Genomic DNA, 25,555 nt, shown 5'->3' with positions numbered 1-25,555 from the left:
TAACACCCCTGTTAACTTTAGGAGCGGCTTCGCCATGCCTCCGCACGCCCCGCACACCCATGACCAGAACCGGGACAAGGACGTACACCCCCACCCGGCCCCCGATCCGGACCCCCACCCGGCTCCCCACCCTCACCGCGGTGTCCTCCTCGTCCTCCTCTGCCTGGCCCAGTTCATGCTCATCGCCGACGTCACCGTCGTGAACGTCGCCCTCCCCGCCATCGGCGCCGACCTCTCCCTCTCCGGCTCCGGCCTGACCTGGGTGGTCACGGCGTACACCCTGTTCTTCGGCGCCCTCCTGCTGGCCGGCGGCCGGCTCGCGGACCGCTTCGGTGCGGTGCGGACGTTCCTGGCCGGGCTGGCCCTCTTCACCGCCGCCTCGGCGGCCTCCGGGCTCGCGGCGGACACCGCCACACTGGTCGCGGCCCGCTCCGCACAAGGTGTCGGTGCGGCCCTGCTCTCGCCGGCCGCCCTGTCCCTGGTCACGACCCTGTTCCAGGGTCCGGCCCGGCACCGGGCCCTCGGCGCCTGGGCGGCGATCGGCGGCACCGGTGCGGCCCTCGGGGTCCTGCTCGGCGGGATCCTCACCGACGGACCCGGCTGGCGCTGGATCTTCTACCTCAACCTGCCCGTCGGCGCACTCGCGCTGCTCGGGGTCCCGCTCCTGCTCGGCCGCTCGCTCCGCCGCGCCTCCGACGCCGCGGACGCCGGCCGCCGGACACCGGTGAACGTGCCCGCGATCCTCCTGCCGACCCTGGCCGCGGCCGCACTCGTCTACGGGCTGACCGAACGCTCCTGGCTCCCGACCATCGGCGCCCTGGCCGCGGTGGCCCTCCTGGTGGCGACGCAACGCCGCTCCACGAACCCGCTGATGCCCCCCGCCATGCCGGGCCTGCGCTCCCTGCTGGGCGGCAGCGCGGTGATGCTGGGGGCGGCCGGGCTGCTCGTGACCGCGTTCTACCTGAGCTCCCTGCACATCCAGCAATCCCTCGGGCGGAGCCCCTTGGTCACCGGGCTGGCCTTCCTCCCGGCGGCGGTGGCCGCCACCGCGGGCGCACACCTCGGCTCCCGGCTGCTCCCCCGCTTCGGCTGGCGACCGGTCGGCGCGGCGGCGTTCACCCTTGCCGCCGCGGGCGCGGCCGTCACCTCCCTGGGCAGCCTCTGGTCGGGCCTGGTCCCCGGCTTCGCCCTGCTGGCCCTCGGGCTCGGAGCGGCGTTCGTGTGCGCCACGACCTCGGCCCTCTCCGAAGTGGCCCCGGCCCACACCGGCCTGGCCTCCGGCCTGGTCGGCACCTCGCACGAACTGGGCGCGGCCCTCGCCATCGCCGCCCTGGCCTCAGCCGACTTCACCACCCTCGCCTACCCGGCCCTGACCCTGACCCTGGCCGCGCCCTTCCTCCTGCCCCCGGGCCACCCCGACCCCGCCTCCCCCCACGCAATGGCCCACTGAAGCCGGGCCCCGATCCAGCCCGTCCGGCATTCGAGGACCGGATCCGGGCAGCGCCCGCGGAACGGGAGAAGGGCAGGTAGAGAACAGCCCCGCAGGGTCCCGGAACCCTGGGCTCAGGGGCCCAGCCCTGGACCAGACGGCTCGGCTCCAGCGCCCGGGCGCCAGGCTCCGAGGTGCGAGGGGCAGGGAGCACCGGCCGGCAGCCAGGCTCTGGGACCCTGGGCTAGCCCCGGCGGGTCCGCGCCGCCCGGGCGACCGCGACGACCGCCTTCTCGAGCGCGTACTCCGGGTCGTCACCCCCGCCCTTCACACCCGCATCGGCATCGGCCACGGCCCGCAGCGCGTCCGCGACACCATCCGCCGACCACCCCCGCATCTGCTGCCGAACCCGGTCGATCTTCCACGGCGGCATCCCGAGGTCACGCGCGAGGTCCCCGGGGCGGGCCCCCCGCGGGGCCGAGGCCAGCTTCCCGATCGCCCGTACCGCCTGGGCCAGCGCGCTGGTGATCAGCACCGGGGCCACCCCGGTGGACAGGGACCAGCGCAGGGCCTCCAGGGCCTCCGCGGCGCGACCTTCCACCGCCCGGTCGGCGACGGTGAAGCTCGAGGCCTCGGCGCGGCCGGTGTAGTAACGGCCGACCACGGCCTCGTCGATCGTGCCCTCGACGTCCGCGCACAGCTGCGCCGCCGCACTCGCCAGCTCCCTCAGGTCGCTGCCGATCGCGTCGACCAGCGTCTGGCAGGCCTCGGGCGTGGCCGAACGGCCCAGGGTCCGGAACTCTCCCCGCACGAACGCCATCCGGTCCGCCGGCTTCGTCATCTTCGGGCAGGCGATCTCGCGGGCACCCGCCTTGCGCGCGGCGTCCAGCAGGCCCTTGCCCTTGACTCCACCCGCGTGCAGGAGGACGAGGGCAATCTCCTCGAACGGCGCGGCGAGGTACGCCTTGACCTCCTTGACCGTGTCGGCCGAGAGGTCCTGCGCATTGCGCACGACGAGCACCTTGCGCTCCGAGAAGAGCGAGGGGCTGGTCAACTCGGCCAGCGTGCCCGGCTGGAGCTGCTCGGAGGCGAGGTCACGCACGTCCGTGTCGGCATCGGCGGCTCGCGCCGCCGTCACGACCTCCCGCACGGCGCGGTCGAGCAGCAGGTCCTCCTGCCCCACCGCGAGGGTGATCGGGGCGAGCGGATCGTCGGTGGAATTCTTCCTGGTGGCCATCGCCTCCAGCATCCCACGCCGCACTGACAGACCCTCGCGCCCCGGCCACCTCCCCCGTGCCCGAGAATGGCCGGGTGAACGTGCGACATGTACTGGTCCTGCCCGACCGCGACACCGCCGAGGAGGTGGCGCGGGAGGTGGTCGACCGCTTCGGCCTCCCGGAGGAACCGCAGCTGGTCCGCGACGCCCTCGCCGGCGAGGACGACGCCGAGGACGCCCAGTGGCTGGTGGTCGTCGAGGACCCGCGCGAACGGCTGGACGCCACCGCCCTGGACGAGCTCGCCGCCGAGTACGACGGCTGGCTCGAAGCCCCGTAGCCACCGGACCCCACCCGGTCAGGCCTTGTGCACGACCTGCATGTCCAGGGTCACGTCCACGTTCGAACCGATCGCCGCGATCCCGTGCGCCAGCATCGACTGCCAGTTCAGCGTGAAGTCTTCGCGGTTCAGTTCGGCCGTCGCCCTGCAGGCCGCCCTCGGCTCGCCCTCCAGGCCCGTACCCAGACCCAGGTAGCCGGTGTCCAGGGTGACGTGCCGGCTGACCCCGTGGAGGGTGAGAGCGCCCGCCACGGACCACCGGCTGCCGCTGCGGTGGATGAACCGCTCGCTGTAGAACTCCACCGTCGGGTGGCGGGCTGCGTCCAGGAAGTCCGCGGAGCGCAGGTGGTCGTCCCGCATCCGCAGCCCGGTGTCGATGCTCGCCGCGTCGATGATCACGTGCATGGAGGAGTCCTCCATGCGCTCGGCTATCCGCACCGCGCCGGCGAAGGTGTTGAACCGGCCGTTGATCCGGGCGAAGCCGATGTGCCGGGCCGAGAACCCGATCGACGAATGCCCCGGATCGAGCTCCCAGTGGCCCGGCTGCGGCAGCAGCGGCGGATCCACCGAGTCCAGGACGATCTCCCCGGTGCCCGGCTGCGCCGGGTCCCCCACCAGCGTCGCCCCGTGGAAGGGTGCATAGCCCTCGGCCGTGACGGTCAGCCGGTACTCGCCTGCCGGCACCGCAGCCGTGAACCCGCCGAACGGGTCGGTCTCCCCGCTGACGATCCGTCGGCCTATCGGGTCGGTCACCTCGAACTTGGCCTGCCGTACAGGCTGGTGGACCGTGTCGAGGACCCGGCAGCTGAGCAGCCGCGCGGCATGAGGAAGCGTCAGTGTCGCGGATGTCTGGGGACTGGCGCTTCCCGCCGTCTCCATCCCCCGTCTGCGACTGAACATGGTTTATGCACCCCCGTGCTGTGTGGCCTTGCACCGCTCTGGCGAAAACGCATTCGATCATGCTGCCGGGTTGTGGGCAAACGGAGTGGTCACTCCTGGTATGCCCGTGCCGCGCCCGTCGCCGGATGGCCGGGAACGCCCGCAGCCGCGGGCCGCTGCCGGTGACGGCGACCGAACCGTCCTCATCCGTCCGCAGTACGGCCGCGCCCGACTCCCGCAGCCGGGCGAGCGTACCCGCCGCGGGGTGCCCGTACCTGTTCCCGGCGCCCACCGGGACGATCGCGAGCCGCGGCCGGATCCGCTCGTACAGCCCGGGATCCTGATGGGCGCTGCCGTGGTGCGCGACCTTGAGCACGTCGACCGGCCCCAGTTCCGGATGGTTCCTCAACAAGGCCTGCTGGGAGCCCGGTTCGAGGTCGCCGAGCAGGACCAGGGTCAGGCCCGCGCCGCGCACCAGCAGGGCCACGCTCGCATCGTTGGGACCCTCGGGGGGAGCGCCCCCGGCCGGCGGCCACAGCACCTGCCACTCCAGCGGCCCGGCCCGCCGCCGCTCCCCCTCCACGGCGCGGACGAGGGGAACCCCGGCAGCGGCTGCCATCCGCCGTACGAACGCGGCCTGCCCGGGCGGTTCTTCCAGTCCGGTGACTTCCACCACACCCACCGAGCGGCCCTTGAGCACCCCTGCCAGTCCGCCCACGTGGTCGGCGTGAAAGTGCGTCAGCAGGAGCATCGGGACCCGGGTCACACCCAGCTCCCTCAGGCAGACGTCGACCGGCCCCGGCTCGGGGCCCGCGTCCACCACCACGGCCGTACCCGGGCCCACGGCGAGTACGGCGGCGTCCCCCTGACCGACCGAGCACTGGGTGTAGACCCAGTCGGGCGGCGGCCAGCCCTTGACCGTACGAGTGACCAGTGGCGGCCTCAGTACGGCGAGGAGCAGCACCACGGCCAGGGCGGGGGCGAGCCATCGCCCCCGGCCGAACCGCCTGACGAGCAGCACCGCCGCCAAGGTGGCCGCGGCGAGCAGCAACCCTCCGCCCACCCCGCCGGGCCAGCCCAGCTCCGCCCCGGGCACTTCCGCCCCGCCCCGGGCCACGGCGGCGATCCACCCGGCGGGCACGCCCGCGCACCAGGCGAGCACCTCGGCCACCGGTGGGCACACCGGGGCCGCTGCCAGCGCGGCGAACCCCAGGACGGTCGCGGGCCCCGCCGCCAGCTCGGCCAGCAGGTTGCAGGGCACCGCCACCAGGCTCACCCGGGCCGACAGCACCGCTACGACCGGCGCGCACACCGCCTGGGCCGCCGCCGCGGCCGCCAGCGCCTCGGCCAGGCGGGGCCGCATGCCGCGCCGCTGCAGGGCCTCGCTCCACCGCGGAGCCAGCGTCAGCAGGGCCCCGGTGGCCAGGACGGAGAGCAGGAAGCCGTAGCTCCGGGCCAGCCATGGGTCGTACAGCACCAGCAGCAGGACGGCGGCGGCCAGCGCCGGGATCAGGGACCTGCGCCGCCCGGTGGCGATGGCCAGCAGGGTGACCGAGCCGCAGGCCGCCGCCCGCAGGACGCTGGGCTCGGGCCGGCACACCACCACGAACGCCAGGGTCAGGGCCACCCCGCACACGGCCGTCGCCCGCAGCGAGAGCCCCAGGCGCGGGGCGAGCCCTCCCCGCTCGGCCTGCTGCGCGCGGGCCGGGGCCCCGATGAGCAGGAAGAGCACGACGGTCAGGTTGGAGCCGGAGACGGCCAGCAGGTGCAGCAGATCGGTGGCGCGGAACGCGTCGTGCAGATCGGGCTCCACCCGGGAGGTGTCCCCGACCACCAGTCCCGGCAGCAGGGCCCTGGCGTCCGGGGCCAGCCCGTCGGTGACCTCGCGCAGCCCGGCCCGCAGCCGCCCGGCGATCCGCTGCACGGTGTCCGGACCGCCGGTCACCCGTGGCGGGGCGTCTCCGGCCGGACGGAGCAGGGCGACGGCCCGCTCCCCCTCCCGCGCCGGGGCCAGCCGGGCCACCACCTCGATCCGTGTCGAGGGCTGCAACCGGGCCCACCCCGGATGCCCCGCCAGCACCCGTACCGGGGTCGACACCCGGGTCCGGGCTCCGTCGGGCCCGGTCAGCCGGGTCACCACGGCGTCGAGCAGCACCACGGGCGGCCCGCTCCCGGTGCGGGCCGTCCGCGGATCGGAGCCCACGGTAAGGTCCGCCAGCACCCGGGCATGCTCCCGGGCCAGCTCCGGGACCGGCCCGGCCCGCGCCTCGGCCCGCTGGAGACCCGCCACCCCGGCTCCGGCGGCCGCGCACAGCAGGACCGCCGCCACGGCCGTCCGGAACGGCACGGAGCGCCTCCGGCCCGCCAGCATCAGCAGCCCGGCCGCACCCACTCCCAGCCCCGCCGCCACGGCACTCCGGCCGACTGGCACCCCGAGGCCCACGGCAGCAGCCCCCCAAACGGCCAGAGCCGGCCCCACCAGCCGCAGATCCACCGGCCCCGACTCCCGCCCGGCGGAACCTTGCCCCGCCGCTTCGCTCCCCGCCCCTTCCCGCCCGGCCGCATCCCGCCCGGCCGGACCCGGCAAGCTCGGACCCCGCACACGCGCACCCCGCACGCTCGGACCCCGCCCGGCCGGTCGCGGCCCGGCGCCGCCGGCCCGGCTCACGGCCGCACCAGCTCGCGCAGATCGGCGAATCGGCGCTCACCGATCCCGTTGACCTGCCGGAGCTCCTCGACTGAGCGGAAGCCCCCGCGGACCGTACGGAAGTCCACGATGTGCTGCGCGAGGACCGGTCCGACTCCCGGCAGGCCGTCCAGTTGCTCGGCCGTGGCCGTGCCGAGGCTCAGCGGCCCCGAGGCGGGACCTCCCCGGCCCGTCGGCGGCGGCGGGGCCGGAGCGCCCACCAGTACCTGCTCGCCGTCCATCAGGACGCGGGCCCGGTTCAGCCCGGTGGTGTCCGTCCCGGGCCGCACTCCCCCGGCGGCGGCCAAGGCATCCTCCACCCGCGAACCGGGCGGCAGTTTGCGCACTCCCGGGTCACGGACCTTGCCGCTGACGTCCACCAGGATGGGGCCGGAGCCGGGGCCCGCCCGGGCCGCGGTCGGGGCCGGCAGGGCTGCCGCCGCGGGCGCCACCAGGGCGGGTGCGGTCACCGGCCGAGGCCGGTCCGCCCTGTACTGCTGAGCTGCGAACCCGACCGCGACCACCAGTACCACCGAGACGGCGGCCACCGTGCGCGGCTCCACCCCACAGCGGGTTTGCAGCCACAGGGGCAGCCGCTCCCGCACCGCGAGCCACCGCAAAGCCCCGGCGGGCACCTCCCGGCCCTCGGGCGGAGCCGCCGCCCCGCCCCGGGCGGGCTCCTCGAGACGAGCCACCGGCCCGGGCCCGACCAGCAGATCCGGCCCGACCAGCGGCTCCGGCCGAACCCCGGCCCCGGCTTCCGGAGCCACCCCGACGGAGCGGATCCCCGGCGGCGCTGTCCCGGCCGGGGTGCCCGCCGGCGGCGGATCGCCCGGGGGTCGGCCCGCTCCGAGCAGGGCCTCGGCCCGGCGTCGCACCACCGCGGGATCGGGGCGGCCTGATCGCCGGCCGTGGCGATGCCGCAGGCGGCTGTCGGAGAGGCGGGGACGGCCGGGGCCACTGGTGGCGCCGGCGGGACCTGGGGTGCGCGTACGAAGAGTCATGGCACGACGGTAGGGCCGTGCCGCGACACGCGTTCGGAAGCCTCAATTCCGGTGGATGACCGGACCGTTGTGGATATCTCCCTCACTCGGTCCGGTGATCAGCGCGGGGAGACGACCGCCGCCAGCAACCCCGGTCCGGTGTGTGCGCCGATCACCGCGCCGACCTCGCTGACGTGCAGCTCGACCAGCCCGGGAATCCGCTCGCGAAGCCTCTGCGCCAGCTTCTCCGCGCGTTCCGGGGCCGAGAGGTGGTGCACCGCCACGTCGACGGGGCCGGATCCGGCCCGCTCGACGGCCAGCTCCTCCAGGCGGGCTATGGCCTTGGAGGCCGTACGCACCTTCTCCAGCATCTCGATCCGCCCGCCGTCCAGCGTCAGCAGCGGTTTCACCGCGAGCGCCGAACCGAGGAGGGCCTGCGCGGCCCCGATGCGGCCTCCGCGGCGGAGGTAGTCGAGGGTGTCGACGTAGAAGTACGCGGACATCCCGGCGGCCCGCTTCTCGGCTGCCGCGACGACTTCGTCGAGGGACCCCCCGGCCTCGGACACCTCAGCCGCGGCCAGGGCGCAGAAGCCCAGGGCCATGGCGACCATGCCGGTGTCGACGACGCGGACGGGCACCGTGGCGGTCTTCGCGGCGAGGACGGCGGCGTCGTAGGTGCCGGAGAACTCCGCGGACAGGTGCAGGCTGACGATGCCGGTCGCACCGGCCTCCACGGCCGCCCGGTAGGCCCGGACGAAGTCCTCGGGGCTGGGGCGGGACGTGGTGACCGAGCGGCGCTTCTGCAGGGCCAGGGCGAGGCTCCTGGCCGAAATCTCGGTGCCCTCTTCCAGGGCCTCGTCGCCGAGGACCACGGTCAGCGGGACGGAGGTGATTCCGTGCCGCGCCATGGCCGGTTGGGGCAGGTAGGCCGTGGAATCCGTGACGATCGCGACATGGCGGGACATGAGGCGGAGGTTACCGGCAGTGGGGGTGTTCCGGCAGCCCGGGTCCGCCGGTGCGGCTCGGGCCCCGGCTCCGAGGGGGCTCCCACCGGGCCCCATCCGGGCCCCCGCCCGGTCCCATCCGGGCCGCCACCCCCGCCAGGCCGCCGCCCCGCCCCTCCGGGCTGTGATCAGTCCACGGACCTGCTGCCCCCGGCTTCGGACGAATCCGGCAGCAGGTGGTCGGCCCTGCGGGGCTGGGTCCCCTACCCGCCCTTCCACCGTTCCCCGGGCTCCGCCCGGACCCGCGCCTCAAACGCCGGCGAGGCTGGATGGGGGCTGCGCCCGGACCCGGACCTCGAACACCGGCCAGGCCGGACGCCGCCTCAACCCCAGACCCCGGACCTCGAACACCGGCGGGGCCGGAGGTGGGACCGGCCTGGAGGCGGATGCGGTCCGGATCAGGTCGTCGCTTCCGGGCGGCGGGTCTTCTGCCAGGGGTACTGGGGGGGCGGGGTGGGTTCGGAGAGGGCCGCGGGCTCGGGGGTGTTCCATGTGGGAGTCGAGTGGGGGACGTCGTCGGCCGGTGCGCGGGACCAGTCCCGCAGGGCGCCCGACTCGACGTCGATCTGGGCCGACAGGTACGACAGGTCGTCCTCCGCGAAGCGCCGGGCGCGGTCGCGCGCCGCCCAGCGCAGGGAGTCCGACGCCTGCGTGATCTGCGCCGTGCGCTCCCGCAGGTCCGGCAGGACCGCCGCGATCCGCTGGCGGTCGGGCTCCGCCTCCAGGCGCTTCAGTTCGTCGTCGAGCTCGTGTCCGTGCGCGCTCAGCCGCTCGAACAGCCCGATCGACTCCTTCAGCGAGGCGTCCGTCTGGACGCCCTGGTACAGCGCCTGCTGCGTCGCCCGCATCGAGTTCCGCAGGTCCAGCCGCAGTGTGGCCAGCGCGCCCGCGACACCGACCTGGCCGAAGCTGCGGGCCTTCAGGGTGGTGTCCTCCACGGTGCGGCGGGCCTGGGTGATGGTCCGGTCCACGCCGCGCGCGGCGGCCTTGACCACCTTCGTCGTCACGTAGGCACCGAGCCCCAGAAAGGCGAACAGCAGCACCAGGGCCACGATGATAAAAGCCGCCTCCATGAGGGTCCCTTCCCCAGCCGATTACGTCCCTTCCACCGTAAACGCCACGGGCAGGCCGCGGGTTCCAATCGAACCCCCAACCTGCCCGTACGGGAATACCCCTAGACGCGTCAGACAGCGCCGTCAGACGGAGACGTCAGACGGAGACGTCAGACGACGATGTTCACCAGCTTCGGCGCGCGCACGATCACCTTGCGGATCTCAGCCCCGCCCAGCGCCGCCACGACCGCCTCGTCACCCAGCGCCAGCTGCTCCAGCTCGGCGTCGGAGATCGCCGGAGACACCTCCAGGCGGGCCTTGACCTTGCCCTTGATCTGGACGACGCACGTGACGCTCTCGTCGACGACGTACGCCGGGTCCGCGACCGGGAAGTCCTGGTGGACGACCGACTCGCCGTGGCCCAGGCGCTGCCACAGCTCCTCCGCGATGTGCGGCGCCAGCGGGGCCACCAGCAGCACCAGCCGCTCCGCGACCGAGCGCTCCAGCGGCCGGCCCGCCTTCGTCAGGGTGTTGTTCAGCTCGGTGATCTTCGCGATGGCGGTGTTGAAGCGCAGTCCGGCCATATCGGCGCCGACCCCGTCGATCGCCTTGTGCAGCGCGCGCAGGGTGGCCTCGTCCGGCTCCGCGTCGACGACCGTGACGACGCCCGTCTCCTCGTCCACCACGTTGCGCCACAGGCGCTGCAGCAGCCGGTACTGGCCGACGACGGCCCGGGTGTCCCAGGGGCGCGAGACGTCCAGGGGGCCCATCGCCATCTCGTACAGGCGCAGGGTGTCCGCGCCGTACTCCTCGCAGATCTCGTCCGGCGTGACGGCGTTCTTCAGGGACTTGCCCATCTTGCCGTGCTCACGCTTGACCGGCTCGCCCTGGTAGAAGTAGCCGCCGTCCCGCTCCTCGACCTCGGCCGCCGGGACGTACACACCGCGCGAGTCGGTGTACGCGTACGCCTGGATCATGCCCTGGTTGAACAGCTTGTGGAACGGCTCCACCGAGGAGACGTGACCCAGGTCGAACAGCACCTTGGACCAGAAGCGCGCGTACAGCAGGTGCAGCACCGCGTGCTCGGCGCCGCCCACGTACAGGTCGACGCCGCCGTGCGGCTGGCCCTCGCGCGGGCCCATCCAGTACTGCTCGATCTCCGGGTCGACCAGGGCCGAGCCGTTGTTCGGGTCCAGGTAGCGCAGCTCGTACCAGCAGGAGCCGGCCCAGTTCGGCATGGTGTTGGTCTCGCGCCGGAACGGGCGCACCCCGCGCCCGTCGCCCAGGTCCAGCTCCACATTGACCCACGCCTGGTTGCGCGACAGCGGGGTCTCGGGCTTGGAGGTGGCGTCGTCCGGCTCGAAGGTGCGCGGCGAGTAGTCCTCGACCTCCGGCAGTTCCAGCGGCAGCATCGACTCGGGCAGCGGGTAGGCGACGCCGTCCTCGTCGTAGACGATCGGGAAGGGCTCGCCCCAGTAGCGCTGGCGGCTGAACAGCCAGTCGCGCAGGCGGAAGTTGACGGTGCCCTCGCCGATGCCGCGCCCGGCCATCCAGTCGGTGATCGCGGCCTTGGCCTCGACCACGCCCAGACCGTCCAGCGAGATGCCCTCGCCCGTCGAGTTGACGATGGTGCCGTCGTACGAGGAGAACGCGTCCTCCCACTCCAGCGGGTCGGCGTCGCGGTCGTCCGTGGGCTGGACGACGCAGCGCATCGGCAGCTCGAAGGCGCGCGCGAACTCGAAGTCACGGCTGTCGTGCGCCGGGACGGCCATGATCGCGCCGGTGCCGTAGCCCATCAGCACGTAGTCCGCGATGAAGACGGGCACCTGGTCGCCGCTGACCGGGTTGGTCGCGTAGGCGCCGGTGAAGACGCCGGTCTTGTCCTTGGCCTCGGCCTGCCGCTCGACGTCCGACTTCGCGGCGGCCTGCTTGCGGTACGAGTCCACGGCCTCGGCGGGGGTCGCGTTGCCGCCGGTCCACAGCTGGTGGGTGCCCTCGGGCCACTCGGCCGGGACGATCTTCGCGACCAGCTCGTGCTCGGGCGCCAGCACCATGTAGGTGGCGCCGAACAGCGTGTCGGGACGGGTGGTGAAGACGGTGATGGCGTCGCCGTCGCCGACGGCGAAGTCGACGCGCGCGCCCTCGCTGCGGCCGATCCAGTTGCGCTGCTGCAGCTTGATGGCCTCGGGCCAGTCCAGCGCGTCCAGGTCGTCGATCAGGCGGTCGGCGTAGGCCGTGATCCGCATGTTCCACTGGCTCAGCTTGGACTTGAAGACAGGGAAGTTGCCGCGCTCGGACCGGTTGTCGGCGGTGACTTCCTCGTTGGCCAGTACGGTGCCCAGCCCGGGACACCAGTTGACGGGCGCGTCCGAGGCGTACGCCAGCCGGTACCCGTTCAGTACGTCGGCCCGCTCGCCCGCGCTCAGCGCGGCCCAGGAGGCTCCGCCGGGCAGCTCGCGCGAGCCGTCCTCGAAGGCGGCGACCAGCTCGGCGATGGGCCGGGCCTTCGCGGCGTCCGCGTCGTACCAGGAGTTGTAGATCTGCAGGAAGATCCACTGGGTCCACTTGTAGTAGTCCGGGTCGATCGTCGCGAACGAGCGGCGCTTGTCGTGACCCAGACCCAGCCGGCGCAGCTGGACCTTCATGTTCTCGATGTTCGCCTCGGTCGAGACGCGCGGGTGCGTGCCGGTCTGCACGGCGTACTGCTCGGCCGGCAGGCCGAAGGCGTCGAAGCCCAGGGTGTGCAGGACGTTGTGGCCGCTCATCCGCTGGTGGCGGGCGAAGACGTCGGTGGCGATGTACCCGAGCGGGTGGCCGACGTGCAGGCCCGCGCCCGAGGGGTACGGGAACATGTCCATGATGAACTTCTTGGGGCGCGCCACGACGGCAGCGTCGCCGGCCAGGTCACCGGTCGGGTTCGGGGCCTCGTACGTACCCTGCGCGTCCCATACGTCCTGCCAGCGTGCCTCGATGTCGGCGGCCATGGCAGCCGTGTAACGGTGCGCCTCGGCCGCCTCGGGGGCCGGGGTGTTCGTCTCGCTCATGATTCCTGAAGCTCCATCGATCGTCTCTGCCGTCTCTGCTGCCCAAACGAAAAAACCCCTCGCACAGGAGGGGGCGCCGCGCCGGGGCCGACCGCTTCGTGGGGTCGGAACTGTTCAGCGCGGCTCGGTAAGCAGAAGGCGTACGGCACGCATGGCGTCAGGGTACCGCAGCGGCCCCGAGGGGCGCTCTGCCCTTCCGGCCGGTGGACGCACAACGAGAAGCGGGCCACCGTTTCCGGTGGCCCGCTTCTTCACTGTGGAGCTATGGAGAATTGAACTCCAGACCTCCTGCATGCCATGCAGGCGCTCTACCAACTGAGCTATAGCCCCTCGTCTCGCCTGCCGCTTCGCGGCCCGTTTCCGGTCCCCCTTGGCGACATCCCAAACATTACACGGTGATGGCCCTGGTCCAAAAATCGGTTTCCACGAGCCCCGGGCCATGTCCGTTTCATGGCGATTCGTCACATGCCCCGGCTCGTCACGTGCCCTGGCTCGCTGCCGGTCACGGCTCGTTGCCGGTCACGGCTCGTTGCCGGTCACACCGTCCCGCGTCCCCGCGTCACGCCCGCGCGAACTGGTAGAACCGCTTCAGCGTGCAGTGCTCGTCGAGCAGCCGCCCGTAGATCGGCTCGCCCTCCAGCTCGCGGTACGTCTCGATCGGGTCGCCTTTTATGATCAGTGCCCGTGCGCATTCCTCGCACCAGTACTGGTAGTCGGGGTTGACCGGCTCCATGTCCCGCACGATCGGCGTGCCGTTGTTGCACCAGTCGCACCGCCGCCGGTGTGCACCCATCCGTCAGCGACTCCCTCCCGCGTCGGGCCGTCGTCGTCCCCCTCCGGCCGTCCGATTCTGCCATGCCGGTGCTCGCTCGGGCAGCTGTGGACAAAAGCAAAGATCCCGCCCCCAGTTGGGGACGGGATCTTGATTGTGGAGCTATGGAGAATTGAACTCCAGACCTCCTGCATGCCATGCAGGCGCTCTACCAACTGAGCTATAGCCCCGCTCTCCGCGACGCTCCCCCCGTTTCCGGTGTTCTGCGCTGCGAACAAGAAGAACTCTAGCCTGTGACCAGCCGGAAAGTGAAATCCGGGTGGGAGCCGCTCCGAGGTGGGCTCAGTCGTCGTCGCCGAGCACCGGTTCGGGCAGCGTGCCGGCGTTGTGTTCCATCAGCCGCCAGCCTCGCGCACCCTCGCCGAGGACCGACCAGCAGCAGTTGGAGAGCCCGCCCAGGCCCTCCCAGTAGTACGAGTCCAGGCCCAGCAGGCGGCCGATCGTCGTACGGATGGTGCCGCCGTGGCTGACCACCACGAGCGTGCCGCCGGGGGGCAGCCGGTCGGCGTGTTCCAGCACGACCGGCGCCGCCCGGTCGGCGACCTCGGTCTCCAGCTCGCCGCCACCGCGGCGGACCGCCTCGCCGCGCTTCCACGCCGCGTACTGGTCGCCGTACTTGCCCAGGATCTCGTCGTGCGTGAGGCCCTGCCATTCGCCGGCGTACGTCTCGCGCAGCGCCTCGTCGTGCGTCACCGCCAGACCCGTGACGGCCGCCAGCTCGGCAGCCGTGGCGGCGGCTCGCATCAGGTCCGAGGCGACGATGGCGTCGGGCTTCAGCGAGGCGAGCAGCCGGGCGGCACGGCGCGCCTGCGCCACACCGGCCTCGGTCAGCTCGATGTCCGTGGAGCCCTGGAAGCGGCGCTCCAGGTTCCACGAGGTCTGGCCGTGCCGCCACAGGACGATCTTGCGGCTGGTCCGGCCGTTGCCGCTGGTCGTACCGCCGCCGGCCCTGCCGTCGCCGGCCGTGCCTTCGCGGGTCACACCCTCAGGGGTCGTGCCGTCGTGGGTCGCGCTCAGAACAGATCACCGTCCAGTTCGTCGTCGCCCTGCGCGGCGCGCAGCGCGGCGTGCTCCTCGGCCTTGCCCTTGGTGAGCTTGGCGTCCTCGGGGAGCTCGATCTCGGGGCAGTCCTTCCACAGGCGCTCCAGCGCGTAGAAGACGCGCTCCTCGCTGTGCTGCACGTGGACGACGATGTCGATGTAGTCGAGCAGGATCCAGCGGGCGTCGCGGTCGCCTTCGCGGCGCACCGGCTTGGCGCCCAGCTCCTTCAGGAGCTTCTCCTCGATCTCGTCGACGATCGACTTGACCTGGCGGTCGTTGGGAGCCGAAGCGAGGAGGAAGGCGTCGGTGATCGACAGCACGTCGCTGACGTCGTACGCGATGATGTCGTGCGCGAGCCGGTCGGCCGCGGCCTGGGCGGCGGCGGTGATGAGCTCGATGGAGCGGTCCGTGGCGGTCACTGGCCATGCTTTCGGGTTGGCGGGCAGATCCTTACAAGGGTCTCATGTACCGCCGACACCGCCCGCGCGCAGCGTGGCGCGCGGGCGGGACCGTGCCCGAAGGGCCCCGCCGGAGCAGGCCGCAGTAGGCCTCGGACGGCTCAGGACGGTTTGTAATCCTTGCCCAGCGTCACCACGACGTCCGCGTTCACCGCGTTCTCGGCCTTCTTCACGGCCGTCTCGGGCAGTCCCAGCGTCTTGGCGACCTCGATCGCCTTGTCCCGCTGCGCGTCGTCCTGGTACGTGATCTGCGACGTGGGCACCGTCTTGTCGGCCTTGCCGCCGTCCACCAGGGTGTAGCCGCCGTTGAGCAGGGCCGCCTTCGCCGCCGTGTTCGTCTTGGCGTCGCCGGTCGCGTCCTTCAGACCGACCCTCGGCAGTGCTCCGGGCTGGGCCTCTGCGACGGAGCCGCCGAGGACCTCCTTGACCACCTTCTTGTTGGCCTCGTCCGTGAGGCCGCCGTCCGGCTTCACCCCGAGCACGTCGGTGCGGTACGCGCCCACCTTGGCGTGCTCGCCGAGCTTGGACAGCAGCGCGCCGAGCGTCTGCGCGTTCAGCGCCGGGTCCAGGATCTGACCGGTGGTCTCCACCGTCATCGCCGCCGACTTCGGGTCGCCGGGCACCTTGCGCAGCAGGCCCAGCAGGACCTTGCCGAACCGGTCCAGCTGCTTGGCCTCCGGCTCGCCCTGCGCCCGGTACGTGGCGTACGCGACGGCCATCGCACCGCTGAGGCTCTGCTTCGGGCCCTTGCCGACGGCGGGCACCTTCGCGGCGTCGTCCGCCGGGACGGCCACGTCGGTGTCCACCTCGATGCCGCCGACCAGCTCCACGAAGTTTTCCAGGAAGGGGGTGTCGAGTCGCCAGGTGCCGCCGATGTGGGTGCCGAAGACCGAGTCGAGGGATTCCCGTACGCCCAGACCTCCGTCCTCGACGGCCTTGCCCAGCTGGGCCGTGGTGCCGTCGTCCTTGGAGACGGTCAGCGTGTTCGGCACCAGGACGGTGGCGCCCCGCTTGGTGGTGACGTTGTCGACGAGCAGCGCCGTGGAGGTGCCGCCCTTCTTGGTGTTGTGCAGGTGCACGACGATCATGTCGCGCTTCTGCGGGCCCGAGGCGGTCGCGCCGTTCGAGGCCTTGCCGGGGCCCTCCAGGAACGGCAGCTTGCCCGCGTACCAGAGGTAGCCCAGGCCCGCGACGACGAAGAGCGCCAGGACGACGATCAGCGCCACGACCCGGTTGCGGCCGCGCCGGCGGGCCTCTTCGCGGCGCTCGGTCCGGCTCTCGGTGAAGGCGAGCCAGTCGATGACGTCCTCGGAGTCCTCGTCCGGCTGGTCGATGAAGGCGAACTGTTCGGTCTGGTACGAGGGCCCCTGCCCCTGCGCGCCCGGCCCGTCGGCCCGGCGGGGCTCCGGCACCTGTGCGCCGGGGCGGAACTCCGGCTCGGGCGCGGGGCTCCTGAGGGGCGCCTGCGCCGGGGCCTCCGGAGCGACCTGCTGCGGGATCCACTGCTGGGTGGCCTGCGTGTCGTACTGCGGCGTGGACTGCGTGTCGTACCCGTACTGCGGGGCCTGGGAGGCCTGCGGGTACTGCTGCTGCGTCTGCTGCGGGTAGTACTGCTGGGGCTGTGCGGGCTGCTGGGGCTGCTGCTGCGGGGGCTGCGGTCCGCCGTACCCCTGGTAGTCGTAGCCGTAGCCCTGCTCGTACTGCTGCTGCTCGTAGGAGGTCGCGGGCTCGGGTGCGGGCTGCGCGGGCACCTGGCCGTACATCGGCCGCCCGTACGCGTCGTAGCCGACGAGCTGCTGCTCCTGGCCGGCATACGGGTCGTACGGCTCGTGTCGGTCGTTCACCGCGGGGCCCCTCTCTCCGGAAGCTCAGGCTCCCCGGTACAGCTCACGCTTGTCGATGTAGCGGACCACGCCGTCGGGCACGAGGTACCAGACAGGATCCCCCTTGGCCACGCGGGCACGGCAGTCCGTGGACGAAATGGCCAGCGCCGGGACCTCGACGAGCGAGACGCCGCCCTCGGGCAGGCCGTCGTCGGTGAGCACGTGGCCCGGCCGGGTGACGCCGATGAAGTGCGCGAGGGCGAAGAGCTCCTCGGCGTTCCGCCAGGTCAGGATCTGTGCGAGGGCGTCGGCGCCGGTGATGAAGAAGAGGTCGGCGTCGTCGTTGAGGGCGCTGAGGTCCCTCAGGGTGTCGATCGTGTACGTCGGGCCGCCGCGGTCGATGTCGATGCGGCTCACCGAGAACTGCGGGTTCGAGGCGGTCGCGATGACCGTCATCAGGTACCGGTCCTCGGCGGACGACACGGCCCGCTGCGACTTCTGCCACGGCTCGCCGGTCGGTACGAACATCACCTCGTCGAGGTGGAACAGCGCGGCCACCTCACTGGCGGCCACCAGGTGTCCGTGGTGGATCGGATCGAATGTCCCGCCCATCACCCCGAGCCTGCGCTTGACCGGGCCGGTAGGCATTTCCTGCTCTCCCATGAGCGCAGAGCCTACTGGCCCGGTGGCGCGGCAGGGACCCGCCTACGGGTGCGTACTCGACGGACTGGGCGCTCGGGGGTTCAGCGGTCCCGGTTCAGGCGCGTGGTGACCCACAGCATCAGCAGGAGGATGCCGAAGGCGGCGCCGCCGGTCAGGTACGGGCTCAGGCTGTCGTGGTTGCCGCCGTGCTTCTCGGCTCCCTCGGAGGCGAGGACGACCAGGTTGTGGGCGGTGGAGGCGAGGCTCATCAGGCAGGTACCTATCGGGTCGGGGAGCGGGCGGAGATTTCGCTCACATCGTATGCGGGGGCCTGGGGCACGCTCACGCCGACTCAGGCGTTGGAGAGGATAGACGGGCGGCCAGCCGCACACATCAACGGGGAGGGCGCTATGACGGGGACGGGATTCGAGAAGGCACCGGCGCGGGACCGCAAGAGGTTCCCCGGTATTTCCTCACGGGCGTACGAGCATCCGGCGGACCGGTCCGCACTCGTGGCCCTGCGCAAGCTGACCGGCTTCGACACGGTCTTCAAAACGCTGAGCGGGCTGCTGCCCGAGCGCAGTCTGAGATTGCTCTTCCTCTCGGACTCCGTCCGGGTGGGCGAGACGCAGTTCCCGCATCTGCACGCGATGCTCCTGGACGCCTGCTACATCCTGGACCTGGAGAAGGTCCCGCAGATGTACGTCCAGCAGGACCCGAAGCCCAATGCCATGTGCATCGGGCTGGACGAGCCGATCATCGTGGTCACCACGGCCCTCGTCGAGCTCCTCGACGAGGAGGAGATGCGGGCGGTGGTGGGCCACGAGGTGGGCCACGCGCTGTCGGGGCACGCCGTGTACCGCACGATCCTGCTGTTCCTGACGACCCTGGCGCTCAAGGTCGCGTGGATCCCGCTGGGCAATGTGGCGATCATGGGGCTCGTGACGGCGCTGCGCGAGTGGTTCCGCAAGTCGGAGCTGTCCGCGGACCGGGCCGGGCTGCTGGTGGGACAGGACGTGCACGCCTCGATGCGCGGGCTGATGAAGCTCGCGGGCGGCAACCACCTCCACGAGATGAACGTCGACGCGTTCCTCGCCCAGGCCGAGGAGTACGAGAAGAGCGGCGATCTGCGCGACTCCGTCCTGAAGATCCTCAACGTGCTGCCCCGGACGCACCCCTTCACCACGGTGCGGGCGGCCGAGCTGAAGAAGTGGTCGCAGAACCGGGACCACCAGCGGATCATGGACGGCCACTACCCGCGGCGCGAGGACGACAAGGACACCTCGGTGACCGACTCCTTCCGGCAGTCCGCCGCGCACTACGCCGACACGGTGCGCACGAGCAAGGACCCGCTGCTGAAGCTGGTCGGCGACATCGCCGGCGGTACGGCGGACCTGGGGGGCAAGCTGCGGGACAAGTTCTCGGGCATGGGCACCGCGGGTGCGGGCGGCGCTTCCGGCACCAGCAGCGGCGCCGGCGAGAACAAGGACACCGGCAAGGGCGGGGCTACGGAGCAGGGCTGAGGCCCTGCCCCGGGGCGGCCGGGGACGCCGGGGACTGCGACCGCTGCGGCTCCGGCGGCTCCGCGGTGGCCGTCGGCGCGAGCACCCCGCACAGCCCGGCCGTGCGGCGCGGACTGCCGCTGGCGTACGGGTCGGTCGCCGCCGGGCCGGTGGTGGTCGGCCCGGCGCCCGCCGTCAGCGGGCGGAAGCCTCCGGCCGGGTCGGCCGAGCAGGCCTGCGGGCCCGCCATCACGTAGGCCGAGACGAGCTCCGCCCGCCGGGCCGTGAGGTCGTCGCGGTCGAAGCGCAGCCGCAGCTCCCGGCGGACGGTGAAGAGCGAGGCCCCGTCCGCCGCTGCCGGCTGGCCGGTGGCCGGGCGCACCGCGTAGACGAAGGTGTGGTCGGAGGTGACCTCCAGCGCGTTCGGGGCGGTCTCCGCGGCGGCGAGGACCCCGCTGACCCGGACCCGGGTGTCGGCCACCACGGCGGTCGCCGGGTCGAAGCGCACCAGCCAGCCGGTGACGGCGTGCCGCCCGTTACCGGACGGCGCGAGCATGCTCTGGTCGAACTGCGTCAGCTGGTCGGGGTCGAGCAGCACGCGCACCGGCCGGGAGGCCTCGCCGGACAGGACGTCGGGGTCCAGTGAGGACTGCACCAGGTAGTCCTTGGCGATGGTCAGCGCGGTTTGGACCTGCTCGTCGCTGAAGTGGCGGGTACGGCGCACGCCGGGAAAGGTGATCCCGGCCGCCCCGATGCGGTACTGGGCCGCCGGACTCTGCGCGTACAGGTCGGCGGGCCGGCCGCCCGGCACGGGCTCGGAGGGCGCGAGCGGGACGACGGTGCTGCTCATCGCCTCGGCCGGGTGCCCGGCGGGCGGCACGTAGGGATTGCGCAGCCCCATGTAGACGGCGCCGGCGAGCGCCAGGGCGATGCAGAGCACGATGATCCGGCCCTGCCGGGCCGCCCCGCCGCGGGAGCCGGTCCGGGGTCCCGGATGGCCGCCGCCGCTCGACCAGATCGACCGGCTCCGTACGGCGCGGGCGTGCTCGCCCATGCGCTCCTGTGCGGAGAACTCCTGGAGCCGGGCAGCCCGGACGAAGTCCTCGTCGAACACCACCGACCGGTATTCGTCGGCCCGGAACTCGTCGTCGGCCCCGCCGGCACCCTCGGGGGTGCCGTTCGGCGGATCTCCTGGCATGGCCATCGCTTCTCCCCGCTGTCCCCGCTCCAGAGAAGCCCCCGGCTCCGGCGATGGGGAGCGGGGTCGTACCTTCAGGGTTGGCGGATGGCGCGGTCCATAAACGCTCCGGCGCCGGTGACTTCGCCCAACGGGGTGCTGGCGGGGGCCGGAGCCTGTTCCGCGTCGCTCGCCGCGCTGCGGTACACGGCGCTGAAAGCGAGCGCGATCATGCCGAGGCCCATCACGAAGGCGAGCACCCAGGCGACCGGGCGCAGCCACGGCGAGCGGCCGCGATAGGGGCGCAGGCTGCCGCCGTACGCGCCGTAGGGGCCCTCGGAGGAGGCGGCTCCGGGGCTGTGTTCCCATCCGGAGTCCTCGTGCTGGTACCCGTCGGCGCCGCCGTAGGCGTAAGCGTCGTAGTCCTCGTCGCCCGTCCAGCCGCCCGCGAAGGCGGCGCGGGCGGCCTCGGCCGCCTCGGCGCGCGCCCGCTCGCCGGCCCGCTGGCGCTCCGCGGCGCTCGGTTCACGGATCTCGGCGTTCCGGACGAAGTCCTCGTCGAACACCACGGAGGCGAAGTCCTTGTCCGCGCCTCCGCGGTCGTCGTCGGGCTCCCCGTCGTCCGGGAACGGTTTGCCCCCCACGTCGTCCGGCACGAGACCAGCGTAGACCTGAGGGACACCTTTGGGCAGGGCATACGCCGAAATCCGGCCACACCGTGTTCAGACGGCAACTACCGTACGTGACCGTCGCCGGTGACGATGTACTTGGTCGAGGTGAGCTCGGGAAGCCCCATCGGGCCCCGGGCGTGCAGCTTCTGCGTGGAGATGCCGATCTCCGCGCCGAACCCGAACTGGCCACCGTCCGTGAACCGGGTGGAGGCATTCACGGCAACCGTGGTCGAGTCGACCAGCTGGGTGAAGAGGCGCGCCGCGGCCTGCGAGGTGGTCACGATCGCCTCGGTGTGGCCGGAGGTCCAGCGGCGGATGTGGGCGACGGCCTCGTCGAGGGAGTCGACGACACCGGCGGCGATGTCGTACGAGAGGTACTCGGCGGCCCAGTCCTCGTCGGTGGCGGGGAGCGCGGTGACCTTGGAGTCCTGCGCGTACGCGAGGACCCGCTCGTCTCCGTGCACGGTCACCCCGGCGTCGGCGAGGGCGTCCAGGGCGAGCGGCAGGAAGGCGTCGGCGATGTCCCGGTGGACGAGCAGGGTCTCCGCGGAGTTGCAGACGGAGGGGCGCTGGGCCTTGGAGTTGACGAGGATGTCCACGGCCATGGCCAGGTCGGCCTGGGCGTCCACGTAGACGTGGCAGTTGCCGGTACCGGTCTCGATGACCGGGACGATGGATTCCTCGACGACGGTCTTGATGAGCGAGGCGCCGCCGCGCGGGATGAGGACGTCGACGAGGCCGCGGGCGCGCATCAGCTCGCGGACGGAGTCGCGGGACTCGCCGGGGACGAGCTGGATGGCGTCGGCGGGGAGGCCGACCGATTCGACGGCGTCGCGCAGGATGGCCACGAGGGCGGTGTTGGAGGCGTAGGCCGAGGAGGAGCCGCGCAGGAGGACGGCGTTGCCGGACTTCAGGCAGAGGGCGGCGGCGTCGACGGTGACGTTGGGGCGGGCCTCGTAGATGATGCCGACGACGCCGAGCGGGACGCGGATCTGGCGGAGGTCGATCCCGTTGGGGAGGGTCGAGCCGCGGACGACCTCGCCGACGGGGTCGGGCAGGGCCGCGACGTCACGGACGTCGGAGGCGATGGCCGCGATGCGGTCGGGGGTGAGGGTGAGACGGTCGATGACGGTCTCGCTGGTCCCGGCGGCGGCCGCCTTCGCCGTGTCGACGGCGTTGGCCTCGACGATCTCGGCCGTACGGGCCTCCAGCGCGTCCGCGATGGCCAGCAGGGCCTTGTCCTTGGCGGACCGCGGGAGGGGGGCGATGGCCGCGGCGGCGGTCCGGGCGGCTTGCGCGGTGGCGATCACGGGCGAGGTCGTGGCATCGAGCGAGGTCATGCCGCCAGGGTAATCCCCGCCCACCCCCGGGCCGATGGGGTTCCACCCCGCGAGACACCTTTACGACGCACCCCTCGCGCCACTCGGCCCTGGCGGGGCTTCCGCCACCCCCGGCCCGCCGGGGCCGAGTGCCGCGTCTAGTAGGGGTGCACGCCCATGGGGTGGGCCGGGGGCGGGCCGTAGCCTTCGGCCACGCGTTGGTGGTAGGTGGCGCGGTCGATGACTTCGAGGCCGACGATCTCCCAGGGCGGGAGGTTCGCCGAGGACCGGTGTTCCCCCCAGAGCCGCAGCGCGACGGCGGCCGCGTCGTGGAGGTCGCGGGCTTCCTCCCAGTAGCGGATTTCCGCGTGGTCGTCGGCGTAGCGGCTGGTCAGCAGGAAGGGGTGGTCATGGGCGAGCTGCTCCAGTCCGCGGCGTACGTCGGACAGCGGCGCGGGCTTCCCGGAGACGCTCAGGGTGATGTGCCACAGACGGGAGGCGTCCCGGTCCTCCCCGGTCCCGCCGATGTCACCGTCCCCGGTGCCGACGCTGGTCAGCGCTCGTCTCACCAGCCGCCTCCTTGGTCTGCGCTACGCGTGTCCGCCCCTCACAGTTGACCAGTCCTCGGCTCACCGCGCGGCGGTTTTACCGAACCTCAGCCCTGCAGCAGGACCAGATCGTCGCGGTGGACGACCTCCCGCTCGTACTCGGGTCCGAGTTCCCGCGCGAGCTCGCGCGTGGAGCGGCCGAGGAGCTGCGGGAGCTCCTTGGCGTCGAAGTTGACGAGGCCGCGCGCCACTGCCCGGCCGTCGGCCGAGCGCAGTTCCACGGGGTCCCCGGCGACGAAGTCGCCCTCGACCGAGGCGATGCCTGCGGGCAGGAGCGAGCTTCCGCGTTCGGTCACCGCGCGGACGGCTCCTTCGTCCAGGACGAGGTGTCCCTGCGGGGTCGAGGCGTGCTGGAGCCACAGGAGCCGGTCCGTCGAGCGGCGTCCGGTGGAGTGGAAGAGGGTGCCGGTGGCCCGTCCGGCCAGGGCGTCCGCGGCCTGGCTTGCCGAGGTGAGGACGACCGGGATGCCGGCGGCCGCGGCGATGCGCGCCGCCTCGACCTTGGTGGCCATGCCGCCGGTGCCGACGCCCGCCTTGCCGACGCTGCCGATGGTGACGTGGGCGATGTCCTCGGGGCCGCGCACCTCGTCGATGCGGCTGGTGCCGGGCTGGGACGGGTCGCCGTCGTAGAGGCCGTCGACGTCCGAGAGCAGGACGAGGAGGTCGGCGCGGACCAGGTGGGCCACGAGTGCGGCGAGGCGGTCGTTGTCGCCGAAGCGGATCTCGTCGGTGGCGACGGTGTCGTTCTCGTTGACGACGGGCAGCGCCCCCATGGCCAGGAGCTGGTCCAGGGTCCGGTAGGCGTTGCGGTAGTGCGCGCGCCGGCTCGTGTCGTCGGTGGTGAGGAGCACCTGGCCGACGCGTACGCCGTACCGGGCGAAGGAAGCGGTGTAGCGGGCGACGAGGAGGCCCTGGCCGACGCTCGCGGCGGCCTGCTGGCGGGCCAGGTCGGTGGGGCGGCGGCGCAGGCCGAGCGGGGAGAGTCCGGCGGCGATGGCTCCGCTGGAGACCAGGACGATCTCCTTCTCGCCGCCGCTGCGCGCCTTGGCCAGTACGTCGACCAGCGCGTCCACCCGGTCGGCGTCGAGTCCGCCGGCCGCCGTCGTCAGGGAGGAGGAGCCGACCTTGACCACGATCCTGCGCGCGTCGAGCACGTCCTGCCTAGCCGCTGACACTTCTGTCCCCTGACCCTTGACCCTCGTCGAATGACCCTCGCCGAACAGGAACCTGCGCACCTGCCCGCCCAATCTACGGGGTGGCCGGGCGGAGCCGCCCTCCGGTTTCAGACCGTGGACGCGCTCTGGGCCTGCTCCGGTTCTCCGGCCGCGTCGGCCGTCCCGGGAATGAGGATCTTGCGGGAGATGACGAAGGTGAAGGGGATCGCCACGACGGCCGCGACCAGCGGCGCGATCTTGGTGTTCATGCCGGCCCAGCTCACCAGGGCGTACAGGCCGACGGACTGGACCACGAAGTTCGTGATGTTGGTCAGCGGGAAGAGCAGGAACTTCTTCCAGGTCGGCCGGGTCCGGTAGGTGAAGTAGGTGTTCATGAAGAACGAGCCGACCATCGCCAGCACGAAGGCGAGGGAGTAGGCGGCGAAGTACGGCATCCACGGGTGCAGGAGCAGGTAGAGGACGTAGAAGGTTCCGGTGTTGACCGCGCCGACCAGACCGAACCGGACGATCTGGCCGAGCTGGGTCTTCCGGTCGTCGGCGGGCCGCCCGTTCGTCGTGCGGGACATCAGTTGCTTCGCTCGGCGATCACGGCCTCGGCCTCCGGCAGCTGCGCGTCGCGGATGTCCGTGGGGTTGCCCGTCCGGTCGGTGCCGTGCGACTCCTTCACCAGGAAGTGCGGCCGGCGCTTGGTCTCGTAGTAGATGCGCCCGATGTACTCGCCGATCAGGCCCAGCATGATCATCTGCACGCCGCCCAGGCCCGCGATGAGCGCCACGATCGTGACGTAACCCGGGGACTCCACCCCGTTGGTCATCGCCATGACGGTGATGAACAGGGCGTAGAGCACCGTCAGGGCCACCAGCGACACGCCCGACCAGATGCCGATGCGCAGCGGCCGGTTGTTGAACGAGATGAGCCCGTCCATGCCGTAGTTCAGCAGGGCGCCGAACTTCCACTTCGTCTCGCCGGCCTCGCGCTGCGCGTTGCGGTAGTCGAAGTGGACCGTGTCGAAGCCGATCCAGGAGAACAGGCCCTTGGAGAAGCGGTTGTACTCGGGCAGCGACAGCAGCGCGTCCACGGCCGGGCGGGACAGCAGCCGGAAGTCGCCGACGCCGTCGGTGAGCTCCACGTCGACCCAGCGGTTGACGCCCCGGTAGTAGAGGCGGCTCAGCGCGGAGCGGAGCTTCTTGTCCCCTTCGCGGGTGCGGCGGGCGATGATCTGGTCGTGGCCCTGCCGGTAGTAGTCGAGCATGGTGGCGATGAGCTCCGGCGGGTGCTGGAGGTCCGCGTCCATGATGACCACGGCGTCGCCGGTGGCCTCGCGCAGGCCCGCGAGCATGCCGGCCTCCTTGCCGAAGTTCCGGCTGAAGGAGACGTAGCGGGTCCGGTCCGTGTGCTGCGCCGCGATCTTGCGGAGCTTTTCGAGGGTTCCGTCACGGCTGCCGTCGTCGACGTAGCAGACCTCGTACTCGACGGGCAGAGCATCCAGAACCTTGCGGATCTCCGTGTCGAAGCTGTCGATGACAGCTTCCTCGTTGTAGCAAGGGACTACTACCGACAGCTTCATGAACACTTCCTGCGGTCCGAACGGGTGGATTACGGCGACCGGACCTGCCACTCACCTCTCATAGAAGTATGCACGCCGATGGGAGCGCTGCCGGGGGTGAGTGCGGCAC

The 25,555-nt window shown here is 72.3% G+C and carries 22 protein-coding genes, 2 tRNA genes and 1 pseudogene; 3 read left to right on the top strand and 22 right to left on the bottom strand.

The annotated features are described in order from the left end of the window. Positions 1-34: 34 nt before the first annotated feature. Positions 35-1,450: an MFS transporter gene (locus ACFYM0_RS13910; protein WP_388500536.1), complete on the top strand. Its 1,416-nt coding sequence runs from the start codon at positions 35-37 to the stop codon at positions 1,448-1,450. 223 nt (positions 1,451-1,673) lie between these two features. On the opposite strand, the gene holA is transcribed toward ACFYM0_RS13910, so the two are convergent. Further along, the gene (holA, locus tag ACFYM0_RS13905; RefSeq protein ID WP_388500971.1) at positions 1,674-2,666 is read right to left on the bottom strand and encodes a DNA polymerase III subunit delta; all 993 of its coding nucleotides are present in this window, start codon (positions 2,664-2,666) and stop codon (positions 1,674-1,676) included. A gap of 74 nt (positions 2,667-2,740) precedes the next feature. On the opposite strand from holA, the gene ACFYM0_RS13900 reads away from it, so the two are divergent. Beyond that, positions 2,741-2,983: a hypothetical protein gene (locus ACFYM0_RS13900; protein WP_243334774.1), complete on the top strand. Its 243-nt coding sequence runs from the start codon at positions 2,741-2,743 to the stop codon at positions 2,981-2,983. An 18-nt stretch (positions 2,984-3,001) separates the two neighbouring features. On the opposite strand, the gene ACFYM0_RS13895 is transcribed toward ACFYM0_RS13900, so the two are convergent. The 14 genes and pseudogenes from ACFYM0_RS13895 to ACFYM0_RS13830 all read right to left on the bottom strand — a co-directional run bounded on the left by ACFYM0_RS13895 (position 3,002) and on the right by ACFYM0_RS13830 (position 17,696). Further along, positions 3,002-3,883 carry a YceI family protein gene (locus ACFYM0_RS13895; RefSeq protein WP_388500533.1) on the bottom strand — a complete coding sequence of 294 codons (882 nt, stop codon included), beginning with the start codon at positions 3,881-3,883 and terminating at the stop codon, positions 3,002-3,004. A 136-nt stretch (positions 3,884-4,019) separates the two neighbouring features. After that, positions 4,020-6,233: pseudogene (locus tag ACFYM0_RS13890) on the bottom strand (ComEC/Rec2 family competence protein); the annotation flags it as partial. Between the two features lie 293 nt (positions 6,234-6,526). After that, the gene (locus ACFYM0_RS13885) at positions 6,527-7,552 is read right to left on the bottom strand and encodes a helix-hairpin-helix domain-containing protein (RefSeq protein WP_388500531.1); all 1,026 of its coding nucleotides are present in this window, start codon (positions 7,550-7,552) and stop codon (positions 6,527-6,529) included. Between the two features lie 98 nt (positions 7,553-7,650). After that, entirely contained in the window at positions 7,651-8,496 is an 846-nt protein-coding gene (locus ACFYM0_RS13880; protein WP_388500529.1) for a DegV family protein, read from the bottom strand. Between the two features lie 437 nt (positions 8,497-8,933). Then, positions 8,934-9,608: a hypothetical protein gene (locus ACFYM0_RS13875; RefSeq protein WP_388500527.1), complete on the bottom strand. Its 675-nt coding sequence runs from the start codon at positions 9,606-9,608 to the stop codon at positions 8,934-8,936. A gap of 149 nt (positions 9,609-9,757) precedes the next feature. Beyond that, positions 9,758-12,631 (bottom strand): leucine--tRNA ligase, encoded by a 2,874-nt coding sequence (gene leuS / locus ACFYM0_RS13870; protein WP_388500524.1) that lies wholly within the window; start codon positions 12,629-12,631, stop codon positions 9,758-9,760. Between the two features lie 257 nt (positions 12,632-12,888). After that, positions 12,889-12,961: transfer RNA gene (locus ACFYM0_RS13865), tRNA-Ala, on the bottom strand. A 229-nt stretch (positions 12,962-13,190) separates the two neighbouring features. Then, complete coding sequence (locus ACFYM0_RS13860) at positions 13,191-13,424, bottom strand: hypothetical protein (RefSeq protein ID WP_007264019.1); 234 nt, start codon at positions 13,422-13,424, stop codon at positions 13,191-13,193. Between the two features lie 136 nt (positions 13,425-13,560). Beyond that, a tRNA-Ala gene (locus ACFYM0_RS13855) sits at positions 13,561-13,633 on the bottom strand. Between the two features lie 112 nt (positions 13,634-13,745). Further along, positions 13,746-14,444, bottom strand: a complete 699-nt coding sequence (locus ACFYM0_RS13850) for a histidine phosphatase family protein (RefSeq protein ID WP_388500521.1) — start codon at positions 14,442-14,444, stop codon at positions 13,746-13,748. Positions 14,445-14,476: 32 nt separating this feature from the next. Next, positions 14,477-14,923 carry a ribosome silencing factor gene (rsfS, locus tag ACFYM0_RS13845; RefSeq protein WP_388500518.1) on the bottom strand — a complete coding sequence of 149 codons (447 nt, stop codon included), beginning with the start codon at positions 14,921-14,923 and terminating at the stop codon, positions 14,477-14,479. A 140-nt stretch (positions 14,924-15,063) separates the two neighbouring features. Then, positions 15,064-16,806, bottom strand: a complete 1,743-nt coding sequence (locus ACFYM0_RS13840; protein WP_388500515.1) for an LCP family protein — start codon at positions 16,804-16,806, stop codon at positions 15,064-15,066. 24 nt (positions 16,807-16,830) lie between these two features. After that, positions 16,831-17,448, bottom strand: a complete 618-nt coding sequence (nadD, locus tag ACFYM0_RS13835) for a nicotinate-nucleotide adenylyltransferase (protein ID WP_243334788.1) — start codon at positions 17,446-17,448, stop codon at positions 16,831-16,833. Positions 17,449-17,528: 80 nt separating this feature from the next. Next, a complete protein-coding gene (locus tag ACFYM0_RS13830) occupies positions 17,529-17,696 on the bottom strand; it encodes a hypothetical protein (protein ID WP_266877591.1) in 168 nt (55 codons plus the stop codon). 141 nt (positions 17,697-17,837) lie between these two features. On the opposite strand from ACFYM0_RS13830, the gene ACFYM0_RS13825 reads away from it, so the two are divergent. Beyond that, positions 17,838-18,950: a M48 family metallopeptidase gene (locus tag ACFYM0_RS13825; protein WP_388500513.1), complete on the top strand. Its 1,113-nt coding sequence runs from the start codon at positions 17,838-17,840 to the stop codon at positions 18,948-18,950. Here the strand turns inward: ACFYM0_RS13825 and ACFYM0_RS13820 are convergent. From ACFYM0_RS13820 to ACFYM0_RS13790, 7 genes are all read right to left on the bottom strand, one after another. Then, positions 18,934-20,133 (bottom strand): hypothetical protein, encoded by a 1,200-nt coding sequence (locus tag ACFYM0_RS13820; RefSeq protein WP_388500510.1) that lies wholly within the window; start codon positions 20,131-20,133, stop codon positions 18,934-18,936. The genes ACFYM0_RS13825 and ACFYM0_RS13820 overlap by 17 nt on opposite strands. 68 nt (positions 20,134-20,201) lie before the next feature. After that, a complete protein-coding gene (locus ACFYM0_RS13815) occupies positions 20,202-20,762 on the bottom strand; it encodes a hypothetical protein (RefSeq protein WP_388500507.1) in 561 nt (186 codons plus the stop codon). A 77-nt stretch (positions 20,763-20,839) separates the two neighbouring features. Further along, a complete protein-coding gene (locus ACFYM0_RS13810; protein WP_388500505.1) occupies positions 20,840-22,117 on the bottom strand; it encodes a glutamate-5-semialdehyde dehydrogenase in 1,278 nt (425 codons plus the stop codon). A 137-nt stretch (positions 22,118-22,254) separates the two neighbouring features. Next, positions 22,255-22,653: a hypothetical protein gene (locus ACFYM0_RS13805; RefSeq protein ID WP_388500968.1), complete on the bottom strand. Its 399-nt coding sequence runs from the start codon at positions 22,651-22,653 to the stop codon at positions 22,255-22,257. Positions 22,654-22,751: 98 nt separating this feature from the next. Next, positions 22,752-23,879, bottom strand: a complete 1,128-nt coding sequence (proB, locus tag ACFYM0_RS13800; RefSeq protein WP_388500502.1) for a glutamate 5-kinase — start codon at positions 23,877-23,879, stop codon at positions 22,752-22,754. Positions 23,880-23,986: 107 nt separating this feature from the next. Then, a complete protein-coding gene (locus tag ACFYM0_RS13795) occupies positions 23,987-24,445 on the bottom strand; it encodes a GtrA family protein (protein WP_388500500.1) in 459 nt (152 codons plus the stop codon). Then, positions 24,445-25,446, bottom strand: a complete 1,002-nt coding sequence (locus ACFYM0_RS13790) for a glycosyltransferase family 2 protein (RefSeq protein ID WP_327252723.1) — start codon at positions 25,444-25,446, stop codon at positions 24,445-24,447. The genes ACFYM0_RS13795 and ACFYM0_RS13790 overlap by 1 nt, the downstream gene beginning before the upstream one ends. Between the last annotated feature and the right edge of the window lie 109 nt (positions 25,447-25,555).

The sequence above is a fragment of the Streptomyces sp. NPDC006487 genome (assembly GCF_042870555.1).
Classification (GTDB): domain Bacteria; phylum Actinomycetota; class Actinomycetes; order Streptomycetales; family Streptomycetaceae; genus Streptomyces.
The sequence above is the reverse complement of the archived record's forward strand: the minus strand, read 5'-3'. Positions and strand labels throughout refer to the sequence as shown.